This is a genomic window from Parasphingomonas frigoris (assembly GCF_036663815.1).
GTDB lineage: Bacteria > Pseudomonadota > Alphaproteobacteria > Sphingomonadales > Sphingomonadaceae > Sphingomonas.
Map to the genome: position 1 here is coordinate 75,473 of NZ_JAXOJQ010000003.1, position 17,212 is coordinate 92,684.

14 protein-coding genes are annotated in these 17,212 nt (G+C 64.3%); 5 read left to right on the forward strand and 9 right to left on the reverse strand.

Annotated features, from left to right (window positions below; translation table 11 throughout):
- Together U1872_RS10575 and U1872_RS10580 are read left to right on the forward strand one after the other, a co-directional pair.
- Entirely contained in the window at positions 1-2,001 is a 2,001-nt protein-coding gene (locus tag U1872_RS10575) for a S9 family peptidase (RefSeq protein ID WP_332792869.1), read from the forward strand.
- A 94-nt stretch (positions 2,002-2,095) separates the two neighbouring features.
- Positions 2,096-4,216 carry a prolyl oligopeptidase family serine peptidase gene (locus U1872_RS10580; protein WP_332792870.1) on the forward strand — a complete coding sequence of 707 codons (2,121 nt, stop codon included), beginning with the start codon at positions 2,096-2,098 and terminating at the stop codon, positions 4,214-4,216.
- A gap of 312 nt (positions 4,217-4,528) precedes the next feature.
- Here U1872_RS10580 and U1872_RS10585 read toward each other — a convergent pair whose 3' ends face one another.
- On the reverse strand, positions 4,529-4,984 hold the full coding sequence (locus tag U1872_RS10585) for an Lrp/AsnC family transcriptional regulator (RefSeq protein WP_332792871.1): 456 nt from the start codon (positions 4,982-4,984) through the stop codon (positions 4,529-4,531).
- A 110-nt stretch (positions 4,985-5,094) separates the two neighbouring features.
- Between U1872_RS10585 and phhA the strand changes: the two genes are divergently transcribed.
- Both phhA and U1872_RS10595 read left to right on the forward strand, forming a co-directional pair.
- Positions 5,095-5,958 (forward strand): phenylalanine 4-monooxygenase, encoded by an 864-nt coding sequence (gene phhA / locus U1872_RS10590; protein ID WP_332792872.1) that lies wholly within the window; start codon positions 5,095-5,097, stop codon positions 5,956-5,958.
- A complete protein-coding gene (locus tag U1872_RS10595) occupies positions 5,955-7,157 on the forward strand; it encodes an amino acid aminotransferase (protein ID WP_332792873.1) in 1,203 nt (400 codons plus the stop codon). Before phhA ends, U1872_RS10595 begins: the two co-directional genes overlap by 4 nt.
- A 674-nt stretch (positions 7,158-7,831) precedes the next feature.
- Here the strand turns inward: U1872_RS10595 and U1872_RS10600 are convergent.
- The 3 genes from U1872_RS10600 to U1872_RS10610 all read right to left on the reverse strand — a co-directional run bounded on the left by U1872_RS10600 (position 7,832) and on the right by U1872_RS10610 (position 12,323).
- Complete coding sequence (locus tag U1872_RS10600; RefSeq protein WP_332792874.1) at positions 7,832-8,995, reverse strand: CehA/McbA family metallohydrolase; 1,164 nt, start codon at positions 8,993-8,995, stop codon at positions 7,832-7,834.
- A gap of 65 nt (positions 8,996-9,060) precedes the next feature.
- On the reverse strand, positions 9,061-11,571 hold the full coding sequence (locus tag U1872_RS10605; RefSeq protein WP_332792875.1) for a TonB-dependent receptor: 2,511 nt from the start codon (positions 11,569-11,571) through the stop codon (positions 9,061-9,063).
- Positions 11,572-11,627: 56 nt separating this feature from the next.
- Complete coding sequence (locus U1872_RS10610) at positions 11,628-12,323, reverse strand: TetR/AcrR family transcriptional regulator (protein ID WP_332792876.1); 696 nt, start codon at positions 12,321-12,323, stop codon at positions 11,628-11,630.
- Between the two features lie 103 nt (positions 12,324-12,426).
- Here U1872_RS10610 and U1872_RS10615 point away from each other — a divergent pair, with 103 nt between their 5' ends.
- The gene (locus U1872_RS10615; protein WP_332792877.1) at positions 12,427-13,020 is read left to right on the forward strand and encodes a tannase/feruloyl esterase family alpha/beta hydrolase; all 594 of its coding nucleotides are present in this window, start codon (positions 12,427-12,429) and stop codon (positions 13,018-13,020) included.
- Between the two features lie 122 nt (positions 13,021-13,142).
- Here U1872_RS10615 and U1872_RS10620 read toward each other — a convergent pair whose 3' ends face one another.
- From U1872_RS10620 to U1872_RS10640, 5 genes are all read right to left on the reverse strand, one after another.
- Positions 13,143-13,532, reverse strand: coding sequence for a nuclear transport factor 2 family protein (locus U1872_RS10620; RefSeq protein WP_332792878.1), 390 nt, complete (start codon positions 13,530-13,532; stop codon positions 13,143-13,145).
- Between the two features lie 47 nt (positions 13,533-13,579).
- Entirely contained in the window at positions 13,580-14,758 is a 1,179-nt protein-coding gene (locus U1872_RS10625) for an NADH:flavin oxidoreductase/NADH oxidase (protein WP_332792879.1), read from the reverse strand.
- Positions 14,759-14,823: 65 nt separating this feature from the next.
- The gene (locus U1872_RS10630; protein WP_332792880.1) at positions 14,824-15,567 is read right to left on the reverse strand and encodes an SDR family oxidoreductase; all 744 of its coding nucleotides are present in this window, start codon (positions 15,565-15,567) and stop codon (positions 14,824-14,826) included.
- A gap of 77 nt (positions 15,568-15,644) precedes the next feature.
- Positions 15,645-16,748, reverse strand: a complete 1,104-nt coding sequence (locus U1872_RS10635) for an alkene reductase (RefSeq protein ID WP_332792881.1) — start codon at positions 16,746-16,748, stop codon at positions 15,645-15,647.
- Complete coding sequence (locus U1872_RS10640) at positions 16,745-17,194, reverse strand: SRPBCC family protein (RefSeq protein WP_332792882.1); 450 nt, start codon at positions 17,192-17,194, stop codon at positions 16,745-16,747. Before U1872_RS10640 ends, U1872_RS10635 begins: the two co-directional genes overlap by 4 nt.
- Positions 17,195-17,212: the final 18 nt, after the last annotated feature.

Genomic DNA, 17,212 nt, shown 5'->3' on the forward strand with positions numbered 1-17,212 from the left:
ATGTGGAAGACAACCTTCACGGTGGCGCTCCTTGCCACTACCACGACGGCGATCGGGCAGGACATCCGGCTGGATCCCAAACGCCCGGGGGTAGCGGTCCTGACGGGTGCCCCCGTTCGGCCGCTGACCGATCCGCGCGGTCTCGTCTCGCTGGCGAAGCCGGACGCCACCCCGGTGCCGATCGCGGACCTGTTCTTCACGCGATCGAGCTGGTTTGCGTCCTGGACGCCCGACGGTCAGGTGGTGATGGCCACTGATCTGACCGGTCGCACCAACCTGTGGCGCGTGCCGAAGGGGGGCGGCTTCCCGCTCCAGCTGCAGCAGTCGGAGGATAAAACCTTTTATCCGCAGCCGACGCCGGACGGTAAGTTCGTGCTCTACGCATCCGATGTCGGCGGACGCGAGATCTTCGACATCTGGTCGATCCCCGCGGCCGGCGGGGCTGCGGTCAATTTGACCGCGACGCCCGACGCATCGGATACGGGTCCCTTCGCGATCACGCGCGATTCCCGCATGATCGCCTTCAACCGGCGGGTTGCGACCGAGCCGAGCACGAACGTCGCGGTCATGTCGCTGGCAGACCGCAAGGTGCGGGTGCTGAGCCACGAGACCGAGGCGGGCACCTATTGGTTCGCGCGCGCCTTCGACAGCACCGGTCGCTATCTGTATGCGGACCGGACGGATGCCGCGATGACCGGCAGTTCGGTCTGGCGGTTCGACGTCGCTACCGGCGCGTCGGTCAAGATCGCGGGTGATGAGCGCCACGTCTTCGAATCCCTCAGCGCGCTGTCGCCAGACGATCGCACGCTGTCGCTGACCAGCCAGAACGCCGCCGGGCAGCGGCAAGCGGTGCTGTTGAATATCGCGGACGGCACGCGGACCCTGATCCGACCCAGCCCCTGGCCGCAGACCGCAGGCGCGTTTTCGCCCGATGGAAGGACCGCGCTCGCGATATCGAACGTCGATGGACGCGACGAGGTCTATCGCTACGATCTCGCCAGCAAGGCGGTGAGCCGTCTGCCGTTGCTGGAGGGGAAGGTCAGCGACTTTTCCGGAACGCTCCCGGCGTTTTCTCCCGATGGCGCGCAGCTGCTCTTTCCGCATTCCTCGGGCAGCGCGCCGTTCGATTATTGGACCTATGATGTCGCGGGTGGCACCCCGAAGCGGCTGACCCAGCTCGGTCTCGCCAGTATCGATCCCGCCGCGCTGCCGAAGAGCAGCGTCGTCAGCTACAAGAGCGCGGACGGCACCGTCATCAGCGCGATCCTGTGGATGCCGTGGAACCTGAAGCGCGACGGATCAGCCCCGGTCGTGGTGCTCGCGCACGGTGGCCCGACGGGCCAGACGTTCGACGATTTCGACCGCACCGCGATCGCGCTCGCGTCGCGCGGGTATATGGTGATCGCGCCCAACGTCCGTGGGTCGACGGGCTATGGCGCCACGTTCGAGGCCGCCAATCGCGGCGATCTGGGTGGGCGCGACCTCGAGGACGAAGCCTGGGGTGCCAAGTTTCTCGTCGCGTCGGGGTATGCCGATCCCAAGAAGATCGGGATCACCGGAGGATCGTACGGCGGCTTCATGACGGTGATGGCGGTTGCCCGTATGCCCGACTTCTGGGCGGCGGGGGTCGAGGAATACGGCATCGTCAACTGGAACACGATGTGGGAGCGGGGGTCGCCGGCGCTACGCGAATATCAGCGTGGGCTGATCGGCGATCCGGCGAAGGACAAGGACGTGTACCGACGCGTCAGTCCGCTGACCTATCTGCGGGACACCAAGGCGCCGCTGCTCGTGCTCCAGGGCGCCAACGACATCCGCGTACCGGCCCATGAAGCCGAACAGATCGCCGACGTACTGAAGGCAGCGGGCAAGACGGTCGATTCCAAGGTCTATGCGGAAGAGGGCCACGGGTTCCTCAAGCGCGAAAACCAGATCGATGCCGCCGAACGCACCGTCGCCTGGTTCGACACATATCTGAAGGGCCGCACGGATGCGCGGTGACGGAGCGGAGCGCTCGGCGACGCCGCGGTAGGCGCTTCTGCGACCCTTTTCACGATCGAATTGCCGGCGGTCGCACCGCCTGCGGGAGAATATGATGCGCAATAGAACGACACTTGCCGCCCTGCTCGTTGCTTCGTGCCTCGCGACGCCGGTCGCGGCACAGGATCGCTACCAGTGGCTGGAGAACCCTACCGACCCCAAGGCGCTCACCTGGGCCAAGCAGGAGACCGCGAAGGCGCAGACAGCGATCGCCGCGATGCCGAACCATGCGGCGATCGAGGCCGAACTGAAGCGCCTGCTGGCCGCCGGCGATCCCCCACCCGACTTCATGCTGATGGGGTCGGTCACGCTGCGCTTCCAGCGTTCGGTTGCGCATCCGCACGGCGTCATGGCGGTTGGTCGCCGCACGGGTAACGGCGCGCCTGGTGACTGGCGCGACGTTCTCGATGTCGATGCGCTGCGCAAGGCCGAAGGAAAAGCCTATGAGCTGCACTTTGGCGGCGGTTCCATCTCCTGCGCGGCGCCCACCTATTCGCGCTGTCTCATTCCGCTGTCGCCTCAGGGCGGCGATGAAACCGAACTGCGCGAATTCGATCTGGAAACCGGCAAGTTCGTTGCCGATGGCTTCCGAACCGACGCGAACCGGACGTCTGCAACCTGGTTCGACAAGGACCGGATTCTCATCGAGCACAGCCTGAACGGCGCGCCGAAACTGGCGACGGGCTGGCCGGCTACCGTCTCGCTGTGGACGCGCGGCACACCGCTCACCGCGGCGAAAGTCGTCTACCGCGCGCAGCCGACCGACGCGCTCATGTCGATAGGAGTGACCGGCGATGGTGCCGATCGCGTCGGCGTCATCATGCGTGCGATCGATTATTCCAACTTCGAGCATTTGGTCGTGCGGGGGGATGGATCGGTCGAATCAACGCCGATCCCGCGCCGGGTGAAGATGCTCCTGACCAACAGCGGTGGCGGCCGCATCTTCGCGCAGCTCGGTGAAGCCGCCACGGTGGGCGGTCGGTCGCTGCCAGCGGAGACGGTCATTGCCTACGATACGCGGGCAGGCACGCCGCAAACGCAGCGGCTTGGCGTCGTCCTTTCGCCGACCGAGGGAGAGTTCCTGACCGATACGTATTTCGGTATCGCGCCGGGCCGCAGCGGCGTGAAGTTGGTGCTGACGCAGCGTGGCGTCCAGCGGATCGCGACCGCAACCCAAGGCAAGCAAGGCTGGACGGTGGTCCGTGACGAAGCCCAGCCGGCGGGGACGGCGATTGCATTCAGTGCAACCGACCCTGGAAGCGACGCGGTGATCGTTCGTCGTGCCGGCTATCTGCTTCCCAACCGGCTCGAACTGATCGACGACAGTGGCAAAGCGCAGCAACTGTATGCCGAAGCGCCGGCGTTCGATGCGAGCGGTCTGGTCACCGAACTCAAAACCGCGATATCGAAGGACGGGACGCCGATCGATTACTATCTCGTCCGGCCGAAAGCGTCCGCAGGCGGCGCGACGCCGCTCCTGATGACGGGCTATGGCGCGTTCGGCATCTCCTTCGCCCCCGAATATCTCGGCTACACCATCGGCGGCAAGTCTGTCGTGCCCTGGCTGACACGGGGCGGGGCGCTGGCATTGCCGCTGATCCGCGGCGGCGGCGAGCGTGGCGAAGCCTGGCACCAGGCAGCGATCCGCGAGAAGCGTCAGAACAGCTACGACGATTTCGCCGCTGTGACGCAGGCGATCATCAAGGACGGGCTCACCACGCCGGCGCATATCGGGGTGTTCGGCAGTTCCAACGGCGGTCTGCTGGCGGCCGTGATGGGAACGCAGCGTCCGGACCTGTACGGTGCGGTCGTCAGCGACGTGCCGCTGACCGATCTGGTGCGCATGCCCTTCATGGGCATGGGCGCTGCATGGACGAACGAATATGGCGATCCGAAGGATCCGGCCATGGCGGCGGCGATCAATCGCTACTCGCCGTACCAGAACGTCGTTGCCGGCAAGAAATACCCGCCTTTCATGCTCACGGTCGCGACGTCGGATAATCGGGTCGGTCCGGGGCACGCGCGCAAGCTTGCCGCGAAGCTGAAGGATGCCGGCTCGCAGGTCTATTATCTGGAGGACCAGGAAGGCGGACACGGTGTCAGCGACCCGCTCAGCCGTCCCGAACTGATGGCCAATCGCATGACCTTCCTGATCGACACGCTCGTTCCGAAGTGATCGCCCTTCACTGCGCGCTGCAGCGCGCGCGGTAGGCCCATCGGTGCCAGGCAGTCTCCGGGAAGGCCTGGCACCGAAGCTTGCATGGTCGAGACCGAAGCGCCGGACGTGATCGCCGCCTCGCATGCGCCGATCGCGTCCGCTGCTCACGCGCGTTGGGGTCGGGACCGTTCCCCCAGGTCCGCGTGTCCGAGCCCGGCCGTTTCCACGGAAACCGAGATTTGGTGTTCTCGAAACCGGAGGGTGAAAGTGCAACGACGCAAGTTCAACCGTTCGCAGGCTCCAACGGCTGACCGCGTGAAATCTCTCGTCTCACTCGAGGGGCAATGCCGTCGTATATTTCGTCTGCGACATCGCGAAATGCGAGGACGCGGTTGCCACGCATGGATGTTCCAGCAGGGTTCGCATCAGGAAGCGATCGTACCCCGCGATGTCGGCGGCGACGATCCGCAAAAGATAGTCCCATTCGCCCGACATCGAATAGCATTCCAGAATCTCGCCCCGGGTCCCAACGAAATCTTCAAAGCCGGCCCGGTCGTCGCGCGCATGGCTGCGCAACCGCACATGACACATCACGTTGACGCCACAACCGACCTTCGCGGCATCGACCAGCCGCACCGTTCCCAGCAGCACGCCGCTTGCCTCCAATGCCTTGATCCGGCGCCAGCACGACGCCGTCGACGCCCCTACGCGGCTGGCCAGTTCGGCATGGCTGAGGGCACCGTTCGCCTGCAGCGCCGACAGGATGGCGCGATCAATCTTATCCATGAGCAGAACTTTTCATTCTTGGCCAATCAGCGAAATATATTCATCAACCTCTTTGATAGAAGCGAGATAAATGGAACGCAATTTCACCGTGGCCTTGCGATACTGTCCGCATGACGAGTAGCATGATCGAGCGCCCGGCGGGAAGCGACGAAGACTGGACCATTCCGCAGAACTGGTCCGCTTACACCGAGACCGAACACGCGGTTTGGGATACGCTGTTCGAGCGTCAGGCGCGAATGCTCCCCGGTCGCGTCGCACCGCAATTCCTCGACGGGCTCGACATCCTGCGGATAACCAAGCCCGGCATCCCGGACTTCGCCGAACTGTCGGAACGGTTGATGCAGGCAACCGGCTGGCAGGTCGTCGCGGTTCCCGGACTGGTGCCTGACGCGGTGTTCTTCGACCATCTCGCCAATCGTCGCTTCGTCGCAGGCAACTTCATCCGGCGCCCCGATCAACTCGATTACCTTCAGGAGCCGGACGTCTTTCACGATGTTTTCGGGCACGTCCCGCTGCTCGCGGACCCGGTCTTTGCTGACTATATGCAGGCTTATGGTCGCGGCGGGCAGCGCGCAACGCAATTGGGCATGATCGACCGACTTGCCCGGCTGTACTGGTATACGGTGGAATTCGGCCTGATCCGGACCGGCGGTGATCTCAGGATCTATGGCGCCGGGATCGTCTCGTCTTATGGCGAGTCGATCTTCGCGCTCGATGACCCCTCACCCAATCGCCTGGGGTTCGACCTTCGGCGGCTGATGCGCACGCGATATCGGATCGACGATTTCCAGCAGAATTACTTCGTGATCGACAGCTTCGAAGACCTCCTCGAGCAAACCCTCAGTACCGATTTCGGCCCGCTCTATGCCGAGATCGCGAACCAGCCAGACATCGAGATCGAGACGATCCTGCCCGGCGACCTGATCCATAGTCGCGGTACGCAGGCCTATGCACGCGGGAAGGCAACGACATGACGACGGCATCGACCGGCTCCACACCAATGTTTAGCTCGCTGGAGCGCCAACCGCCCGACGCTCTGCTCGCCGTGATCGGTCTGCATCGTGCCGATCCCCGGCCCGACAAGATCGACCTCGGCGTCGGCGTCTATCGGGACGCGACCGGCGCGACACCGGTCATGCGCGCGGTCAAGGCGGCCGAGGCGCGTCTGCTCGCGGAACAGCCGAGCAAGAGCTACCTCGGCGCCGAGGGCGATCAGCGCTTCACCGATCTGCTCGCGCCGATCGCGCTGGGAACAGCGCGCGCGCGCGATCAACGGATCACCGGCATCCAGACCCCAGGCGGGACGGGCGCGTTGCGGCTGGCGGCGGAGTTGATTGCACGGACGCGGCGCGCGCCGACGATCTGGATCGGCACGCCGACCTGGCCGAACCACGCCCCGATATTCCACGCCGCAGGGCTGGCAGTGCGCGCGCATCGCTATTACGACGCCGACCGTTCCGACATCGACTTCGATGCCTGCCTTGCCATGCTGGGCGAGGCCGAAGTCGGCGACGTGGTGCTGCTGCATGGCTGTTGCCACAATCCCACCGGCACCGCCTTTTCCGACGATCAGTGGGTCGAGCTCGCCGCCCTGATCGCAGTACGCGGCCTCGTGCCGCTGATCGATCTCGCCTATCAGGGCCTAGGGCGCGGGCTGGAGGAAGACGCGTCGGGCGCCCGCGCCGTGCTGGATGCGGTGCCCGAGGCACTGGTCGCCTATAGCTGCGACAAGAATTTCGCGATGTATCGCGAGCGGGTTGGCGCGCTGTGGGTGCAGGCGGCGACGCCCGCCGCCGCGCTGCCGGTTCGCGAAACGATGCTGGTGCTCGCGCGCAGCCTCTGGTCGATGCCGCCAGACCATGGCGCGGCGGCGGTCCGCCTGATCCTGGAAGACCCGGCGCTCGCCGCCGACTGGCGCGACGAACTCGACGGGATGCGTCTTCGTATCAATGGCTTGCGGGCTTCGCTCGGGGCAGCGCATCCCAAATTGGAATGTATCGCCCGCCAGCAGGGCCTGTTCGCCTTGCTGCCGATCGACCGCCTGGCGGTCGCTATGCTGCGCGCGGATCATGGCATCTACATGCCGGACTCGGGTCGGATAAACATAGCCGGACTGAACGATGCGCGTTGCGCGCGCTTCGTTGCCGCGCTTTCTCCGTGTCTGGAAGGCTGACATCATTATCGACTGGATCACACCCGCGGAGCGTGCCGCGGCGGTCGAGACACTTCCGGCATGGACGTTTGATGAGGAACGACAGGCTTTGCGTAGGCGGCTCTAATTCGCGGACTTCGCCGAGGCCTTCTCTTTCATCGTCGGATGCTCGAGAGGGCGCGGCTGGATTAGCGCACTCGAGCGGACCAATATGTCATCGGAACGGCAATCTCGATATGGTAGTTCGATCACTTTCATGAGCCACGCTGAATACCCGTCGCACAATTATGACCCGATGCTCCGAATGTCATCAACGAACTCGTGCCGCCGATGAGGCCCACAGCTTTCCTGATACGACATGCTGCGACATCGTTTTGTGCAAACGGAGAGCCACGAGCCGCGAGCTTTTCTTCGAAACTCGAGCGAGCGTAATCGCCGCATCACCGAAGGCATCAATTTGACGTATTTTTGCCTCACGCAATGACTCTTGTTACGATTGAACGCGTTGAGGTATCCCTCGCAAACGCTCGTGCCGCCTCGGCATGCTTCATCACGAACGCGACCTGCGCCTCGCCAAATTGCGATTACTTGCCCCAAACAACAATGTCGCAGCTCAAAGCTGGTCAAGGAAACGGGCCGCAGGTCAATTTGGTGGCCGTAGCCAGCCGCACCGGATCAGTCTTCAGCTCGAACTCTCAAAAGTCGGGATCAAAGTTGAAATAGATGGGATTCGAAAGCGCGATCATCTTGCCGCTCAGCACGGTCGAAACCGGCACTTGCGGATACGGGGTTTGCGTGCCTTCGACCTCGACGCGGTAATAGTTGCGCCCCTGCGCAGTGGGCGTGTCGGTAAAGCTGACCGCGTTGCTGGCGGGATCGGTATCATAGGCGCCGAGCGGCTCGCCATTCTTGATCACGCGCACATGATAGACCGCGCCTGCTATCCCACCGCCGACGAGGCGAACCTGAAAGGTGACTGGCTTTCCGGTCGGTCGCGCATCATCGCCCATCATCATGTCCATCCGCCCGTCGCCGTCGAGATCGGCGCGGAGCTCGACGCGCGGGTCGTATGGGTTCGCGCTGATCGACACGCGACCGTTGGTCAGCGCATCGACCACGCCTTTTGCATCGCGAGTCTTGGCAAACACCCAGGTCGTCGGCGTGCCAACATAATTCGCGTTGCGCTCGGCCGTGTGTGACGTCTTCTGCTCGGGCGTAGCGGGCGTGCCGTGATGCGAGTCACTACCGCCGCGCCCGGTCAGCTTGCGGCCCGATTTGAGCATGTCGTCCCAGATCATCAGCGCTGCGGTATTGTTGGGCCAGATCGCCGAATTCCACACTTCGAGCGAATCGAGCAGATCGAAGCTGAAGCCGAAATGGTCCTTGCCGGCGGGATGGTTGCCCGAAAGGTGGATACCGAGCGCCCGCTTTACCGCGAGGATCTTCGAATCGCGCGCATCGCGCACGTCGAACAGCCGCTGATGATCATACGGCTTGGCCGAGAAGACGTTGCCGTGGCCGCGCTCGGTCGTCCATTCGGCGCCGTAGAGCAGGATCACCGACTTGGATGTGAATTCGGGATCGCTCCACGTATTGTGCGCGACATCGCCCGCGACGTGATTGTCGTGATCAGTGATGGCGAGGTAGTCGAACCCGATATCCTCGGCGAACTTGATGATCTTCGCCTCGGGATTGTTGGTCGAATCCTTGCTGTGGCGCGAGTGCAGATGCAAATCGCCCTTCAGCCACTGCCCGTCGGCCAAGCTCGCGACAAGCGGGATGCGCGGCGCGTCGCCCGGGGCGGCAAGCAGCGGAGTCTGCGCCAGGACGAGCGCCAGCAGAGTAAGACCAACACGCACGGCAAAATCCTTTCAAAGCTGGGAAACGGGGCGCGGCGTGGTGACGTCCACGCTGCGCACAGGCATCAGAAGCGGTAGGTGAGCGACCCGCGATAGTTCCGCTGGTAGAGCGAGCTGCCGATATAGACCGGCTGGCCGGCTTGGCTGTTGTCGATCGTCCCTGCGCGCGGGTTGCCGTTGACCAGGCCGAAGGCGTTGGTGACGTTTGCCACGATAAGCCCAAATTGCAGCTTTGGCGTGAGCTGGAACTGCGCGTCGAAATCGACCGACCAATAGCTCGGCAGCCGGATCTGATTGGCGACGTCGGTATAGATCGGTCCGATGTAGTTGACGTCCGACTGGAGCCGCACCTTGCGGTCGAACAGCGTCAGGCCGGGCGTCACACGGAAGGTATTGTCGGGCACGCCGTTGACGCGGTGGTGCGAATAATCGGTCAGCACGCCGGCGCTATTGGTATAGACGAACTTGCTGAAGCGGTTATCCTGCCATGTCCACGAGGCGTGGAGATCGAACCAGTCGGTCGGCCGCCACGTCCCCTCGATCTCGGTGCCGGTGGTCTTGGTGTCGCCATAAACCGTCACCGGGGAGAGCAGGCCGTTGGCGAGCCTTTGAAAGTCACTGATCGCGTAGCTGTTATACACCGTGCGGAAAGCGGTGGCGTAGAGATCGACCTTGCCGCGCGAATATTTGACGCCGCCTTCGAGCATGTTGAGCGTCTGCACGACGGGTGCCGCATTAGCGTTGGTGATAAAGCTCGACACAGCGGGAAGTCGGAACGTGTCTGTATAGCGCGCGAACACCCCGAAAAACGGACGGAGTTGATAATTGGCGGCAGCGGTCCAGCCGACGTGATCGTATTTGCGCGAGAAGGGCGCGAACACGCCGGTGCCGACGCCGACCGAGTCGTCGGCGCTCGTCGCGCTCTGGCCGAGATTGGCCTTCTTAGTGCCCTCGACCTGCCCGCGCGTCTTGATTTGCTCGTAACGCACGCCGCCCTCCAGCCGGAACTTCGGGGTCAGCTGCCACTCGTCGCTGGCATAAGCGGCGATATTGTCCGAGCTGCCGCTAGCATTGGCATATTCGGCGCCATATTGGATGACGCCATTGTCGCTGATCTTGAACAGCTTGTTGCCGCGCGCATCGACGAGATAGGCATCGAGCACTTCGGCATGCGCCTTGACATCAGTCAGCACTGCAGCGCTGAGCGCGTTATAATCCTCCTGCTCGCGGGCGTAATAGACGCCAAATGCGAGGTTGTGCGCGCCTAGCAGATGGACCTTGCCGACCAGCCGGGTATCAGTGATAAACTCGTCGAGCGGCACGGTGTGCGTGCGCGCGAGATTGACCAGAGCGAGGCCGTTGCCGTTCTGGTTGGCGAGATTGAACGCAGCCCCGCTGTCGCGATAGACCAAGGCGTAGCTCGTCCCCGTAGCAGGCTTGCCGAAGGTGCTGGTCAGCAGCGCGCTCGCCGATGCGGCGACGGTATACGGCGTGATGCTGTTCCGTTGCGTCCAGCTCGTGCGATAGCGCACATTCTCTTCCAGCTTGAAGCTATCACTCATGTCGTAATGCGCCTGGAAGCTGATCTGGTTTAGCTTGATGCTGCTACCGATGCCATTGTCGAACTTGACCGTGCCGTTGGGCGTCAGGAAGTTGAAATAGCGGGTGTCGGGGCCGACAACATTGTCGATCTTGTTATCGAGTCCTACGACGTTTCTCGGCGTTCCGTCGGCACTGCCAGCATAGATGCCGCCGCCCCAATAGCCGACACGCTCGTCGATCCGCTTTAGGCCGAGGGTAATCGCGCCGCGCTCGAATTCCTTGGAGAGATTGACGCGGAACTGGCCGCCACGATCCTGCGTAAAGCCTGAATTGTGCGGGCCATCCGACACGCGATAATAGCCGCCGCCAAAGAAATGCCAGCCGCTCGCGCCGATCGGTCCGCCGATCCAGCCGTCGACGCGGTGCGAATTGTAGCTTGCCGCTTCGTAGCGGACGAGCCCTTCGAGCGTGTCCCGACCCTTGCGCGTAATGAAGTTGATCGCAGCGCCCGGCGCGTTCGAATAGAAGATCGCCGAGGGCCCGCCGCGCACCACTTCGATCCGCTGAACGCTCTGATCGATGCGCAGCGACTGATCGCCGTTGAGCCAACCGAGACCTGGGTCGCCCTGGATCGGGATGCCATCCTCGAGCAAGGCGACCGTCTGATAGCCATCGCTCGGAATGCCGCGCACGCGCACGCCGCCGGAAACTTCCCCCGAGGTCGGCGCGCTGTAGAAGCCGGGAACCTGCTTGAGCGCTTCGGCGACACCGATCGGAGCGCGGATGCGCAGATCCTGGTCCGAAATCGTCGAGATGGCATAGCTCGTTTCGACCTTGCGCTGGCGCGACGTGCCAGCGCGCCCGGTCACCACGATATCGTTGCCATCGGCGACGCGTGTCTTGTCGGGCTCTTCTGCCGTGACGGCTGCCGGATCGGCGGCAATATTGTGCTGCGCGAAGACTGGCGTGGCCATTGCCGCGCCACCCAGCAGGGTGCCGACCAGTGCCGACCGATGAACGAAGGAATGGATCATTGTGCGCCCCGATTGATTCGTGTCGACGGCGCATATGATAGTAGTTGATATCGTTTTTATGACAGGTCAGGAGATGTCCGTGAGGCGTTGAGCGGCGATGTCTGTCCAGTCGGCGCGGCTACGGCGGGCATCGGCGGCGACCTCGCTAGATCGGGATGATAATAGAGCGACCGAAAAATATAGGTCAGGTCTTCAAAGACCTCGTCGCGCACGCCCCCGTCTTCCTTGAGCATCTCGTCGACGGAATAGGCGATCTCAACCGCCAGCCGCGTGCGGCGGCGTACCAGGTCGCGCGGCACGCCGGGCAGATATGGCATATACACGTCCGTCATCAGATCGGTGACGAAGTGATGCGATGCGAGGCGAATATGGGCGAGGCTCGGCACCGCGCGGAGCGCCCGCATGATCCAGATTGCGCCCGGTTGCTGGCACGTAATCGCGTCCATTTCGCGGACAAGGTCCTCGATATGGTCGACCAACACATCATATCCCGCATCGCGGTAGCGGTCGATCCAGCGCAGAAGCGCTTCGTTCTGACGCTGGATCAACCGTTCCGCCAGAACCTCGATCAAGGCATATTTGTCATCGAAATAGCGGTAGAAAGCCGGGGACGTCAGGTTGGCACGCTGGACGATCAAATTGCTCGAAATTCGCTCGACGCCAACTTCTTCTAGGAGCGTTTCCGCAGCCGCGAGCAAAAGCTCGTAGGTCTTACGCGACCGTGCTTGCATCGGCTTGCGGTGATTGCTCAAAACGCTTCTCCAGCCGCGTTTTGCGACCCCGCCGACCTTCCCATGATCGATGCACAACGGCAACGCGATATCGATAGCTATCGTTTTAGCGAACGGTCCGCTGATGGCGACGGTCGCGCAGCACTCGCTGCGATTTCTGAACTTCCCCTCGGCCAGGCCGACCTACGACTATCGGACGTTCGACTGGGACCGTGACGTCCGGGACGTCGAGGCTGCAGCCGCGACCTATGACGCGGTCGCACCAGGGGCAGCGCCGCGCCTTGACGCCTTCCGCCAGCGGGGTGGCCGACTGATCGCCTATCATGGCAGCTACGACTATGGCGTTCCCCCGGCCGGCATGATCGATTATTATGCGCAGGTGTGGACGCGGGGCGGCGGGCTTGCTGCGACGCGCGACTGGTTCCGCCTGTTCATTGTGCCCGGCATGTTCCACTGCCGCGGCGGCGATGCGCCGAACAGCTTCGACATGCTGACCGAAATCGTCAACTGGGTCGAGCACGCCCATGCGCCGGACGGCATCATCGCCACGCAGCGCGATGCAGCGGGCGCCGTGCAACGCTCCCGACCGCTATACGCCTACCCCGATGTCGCCCGCTATACCGGGCATGGCGACGCCAACGTGGCGGCGAACTGGGCCCGCAAGCCGCTACAAGCGGGCGACGACCGGATCGACTGGCTCTGGAAACCGAAGTCCTGAACCGCGAAGGCCCCCCCCTCCCGTCCGACCCGCTCGCGCGACGCCGCCATCAGACGCGATGGCGGCGTTCGCCGACGGGCTGACGTCCCGACCGTCAGCTTCGGTGGTGAGGGATGCTTCCGTCAGGCGGCAGGGGTCGCATGGGTGTGATAAACCTTGCTGATGACCGTCCACTCGCCATCGACCTTCAGCAGGTTGAAATAGTCGGTGAAGCACAGGCTGCCCGACATGTCGTTGCTGTCGATGCGCGCGCTGGCGGCGCTGCCGCTGATGTCAATGTAAGCAAAGGCCGAGCGGGCCTCGGGTGCGGGCGTGAAGCCGGCGTCGATCCCGTCGAACAGGGTCTGGATCGGGCCCCCTGTCAGCGCGCCATCGACCACGCCGAACATCGTCGCCTCGGCAGCAAAAGCGGGTTTCATGATCGCGCTGTCGGCCTGTTTGCAGCCGTCGATATATTTGGTCAGCACCGTGGTGATCGCTTCATGGTCGTCGATATAGGTCGGCTTGGTCATGGTCGGTCCTTTCGTGGAGGATGGAGGTGCGGTCGGATGACCGGTCGTCAGGCGGCTTCGCGAACCGGAGCCGGCGCTTGAACCGGTACTTGAACCCGTACTGGGCCGAGCGCGGCGAGGCGCCCGGCGCGGTGATCGAGCCACCAGCCCATCTGCGTCGGCCAGTTCGCAAATGGCGCGGCCGGATCGGCCGCGCCGAGCGTCTGTTCAGCGTGGAACGCGAAATTGGGATTGTTCAGCGCGGCATGGCCCAGCGCGACGATATCGGCCTCACCATTGGCAACGACCGCTTCGGCCTGCTGTGCGTCGACGATCAGGCCCACCGCCATCGTCTTGATCCCCGCGCCTTCGCGCACCCGCGCCGCGAACGGCACCTGGAAGCCGTAACCGGTCGGGTAGTGGAACACGCCGAACCCGCCGGAGGAATTGTCGATCACATCGACACCGATCTCCTTCAGCGCCTTGGCGAAGGTGACCGAATCCTCGATCGTCCAGCCCTCGTGGCTGCCGTCGACCGCCGAGATGCGGACGAACAACGGCTTGTCGTCGGGCCAGATGGCGCGCAGGTCGCGGGCGATCTCCAGCGGCAGGCGCATGCGGTTCTCGAGGCTGCCGCCATAGGAATCGGTGCGCGTGTTGGTCAGCGGCGACAGGAACGCGTTGAGCAGGAAGCCGTGCGCGGCGTGGATTTCGACCACGTCGAACCCTGCCGTCAGCGCGCGGCGCGCGGCGCTGGCGAAATCGGCACGGACCTTGGCGATCCCGGCGTCATCGAGCGCGGTCGGCGCGTCCCAGCCCTCGGCGGCGGGAACCGGACTCGCGCCGAACGTCGGCCAGCGGATCTCATCGGCGAATTTCGGCGTTTCCAGCACCGGCGAATTTCCGTCCCACGGCCGCAGCAACGAGGCCTTGGGCCCGGCATGACCGAGCTGGATGCCGGGAACCGCGCCGTGCTGCTGGATCGACGCAGCAATCCGCGCGAGACCATCGACCTGTTCGTCGTTCCACAGGCCGAGATCGCCATGCGTGATGCGGCCCTCGGGCGACACACCCGTCGCCTCGACCATCACGAGGCCGAAGCCGCCGAGCGCGAACCGGCCGTAATGGATCAGGTGATAGTCCGCCGCAAAACCATCGACGGCCTGATATTGGCACATCGGCGACACCGCCAGGCGGTTGCGCAGGGTAACGCCGCGGATCGGCAGGGGTGTGAAGAGCTTCGACATTGTTCATCTCTCGTAACGCGATGGGGGATGGACGGTCGCCCGCGGTGCGCGGCGATCGTCGTGTTTTACCAGTTCTGCTTGGTGGGCGAGACGATCAGGTCGTTGATCGTGACGTTCGCCGGCTGGTCGAGCGCGTAGAGCACCGCGCGCGCGACGTCCTCGGGCGCGATCGCGACCTTGTTGAGCTCCTGCGCGACCTTGCGACCGGCGGGGTCGCTGACCTTGTCGGCCCAGCCGGTGTCGATGACGCCGGGGCTGATCGTGCTGGCGCGGATGCCGTGGTGGACGCCCAGATCCTTGCGCATCGACTCGGTCATCGCGTGCACGAAGAACTTGGTCGCGCTGTAGATGCCCGCCCCGGCATCCACCTGATGCCCGGCGACCGACGCCATGTTGAGAATCTGCCCTGCCTTCTGCTCGAGCATGATCGGCAGCACGCCGGCGATCATGTGGAGATAGCCCTTGATGTTCACGTCGATCATCTTCTCCCAGTCGTCGACCGCCAGGTCGCTCCACTGCGAAAACAGCATCAGGCCGGCATTGTTGACCAGAATGTCGACCGATCCGTAGCTGTCCTTGGCGAAGGCGGCGAGCGCCGTGGCATCGTCGCGGTCGGCGACGTCGGTGACGCGCACCGCCGCAGTGCCGCCCGCCGCCGTGATCTCGGCGACCAGCGCGTCGAGCAGGCCCTGGTCGAGCGCGGCGCCGACCACTTTCGCGCCAGCGGCGGCCAGCGCCAGCGCGGCGGCCTTGCCGATGCCGGAGGAGGCGCCGGTCACGATGGCGACCTTGTTCTTGAGATGGCTCATCATCTGTCCTTTGTGGCCGGCCACGGCGGGATCGCTGCGTGGCCGGCGAGAATATGAAGTGTTGGGAGGATGCGGCGTCAGCGCGCCAGGGTCGGCCAGTCGGTGTAGCCCTCTGCCCCACCGCCATAATAAGCGTCCTTGGGCGCCTCGATCAGGTCGGCGCCGATGCGCAGGCGCTCGACCAGATCGGGATTGGCGATGAACGGCCGCCCGAACGCCACCGCATTGACCTTGCCCGCGGCGCGACGCGCAATCGCCAGATCGAGGTCATAGCCGTTGTTGCCGATATAGGCGCCGTCGAACTGCGCGCGCAGCACGTCGAGGTCGATGCCCGCTGGAAGCTTGCGCGTGCCGCCGGTCGCCCCCTCGACGAAGTGGAGATAGGCGAGATCGAAGCGGTTGAGGCTGCGGATCAGGTGGCCATAGGTCGCCATCACGTCGCTGTCGGGCGGGGTGTTGCCGGCATCGGGCGTGGTCGGCGAGAGGCGGATGCCGACGCGGCCCGGCTCCCACACGCCGAGCACCGCCTCGACCACTTCCTGCGTCAGCCGGGTGCGGTTCTCGATCGACCCGCCATAGCGGTCGGTGCGCGTGTTGGTGCTGTCGCGGATGAATTGGTCGAGCAGATAGCTGTTGGCCGAATGCACCTCGATCCCGTCGAAGCCCGCACGCTTCGCATTCGCCGCCGCGCGGACATAGTCGGCGATCAGCGCGGGGATCTCGTCGGTCTCCAGTGCGCGCGGCATGGACACTTCCTGCATGCCGGTGTCGGTGAAGGTCGGGCCTTCCGCCTTGATCGCCGAGGGGGCGACCGGTGCCGCACCGCCGGGTTGCAGGCTGGTGTGGCTGAAGCGGCCGACGTGCCACAATTGCGAGACGATCTTGCCGCCGGCCGCATGGACCGCGTCGGTCACCTGCTTCCAGCCAGCGACCTGTTCGTCGCTCCAGATGCCGGGGGTCAGCGCATAGCCGCGCCCCTGCGCGGAGATGTTGGTCGCCTCGGCGATGATCAGGCCAGCCGTCGCGCGCTGCGCGTAATAGGTCGCCTGCAATTCGCCGACCACGCCGTCGTCGCTGGCGCGGCTGCGGGTCAGCGGCGCCATGACGATGCGGTTGGCGAGGTCGAGCGCGCCCAACGTGGCGGGGGCGAACAGGTCGGTACGGGTTGAAGTGTCGGTCATGCTACTGCTTTCTGTGTCAGGAATTGGCCAAGGGCGTCGTGTCCGCCGGCGACGAGCCCGCGGATGACGGCGACCTGTTCGGCCGGATCGTGGCCGGGCCGCACGTCGAAGCGCGCGGTCCAGCGGATGAAGCTGCGCGGCTCGCCGGTGATCGGCACCAGCGCCACGGTGAGGCGATAATCGTCGACCGGCAGCGGCGCCGCGTCGAAGCGATAGGTGAGGCTGCGGTTGGCATCGTCGATCGCCAGCAGGCGTTCGCGCAGGGTTCCGCCATCGGCGAGACGCAGGACGCGGACGCAGCCCGGCGTGCCGTCGGGAATGTCGCCGTCGATCCGGCCCTCGGCGATCTCCGGGTGCCAGTCGGCGATCGCGCCGAAGCGCTTGACGATGCTCCAGACGCGGTCCGCATCGGTGTCGAGGATGGCGGCGTGTTCGACGCTCGGCATGGGATAAAATCCTTCGGT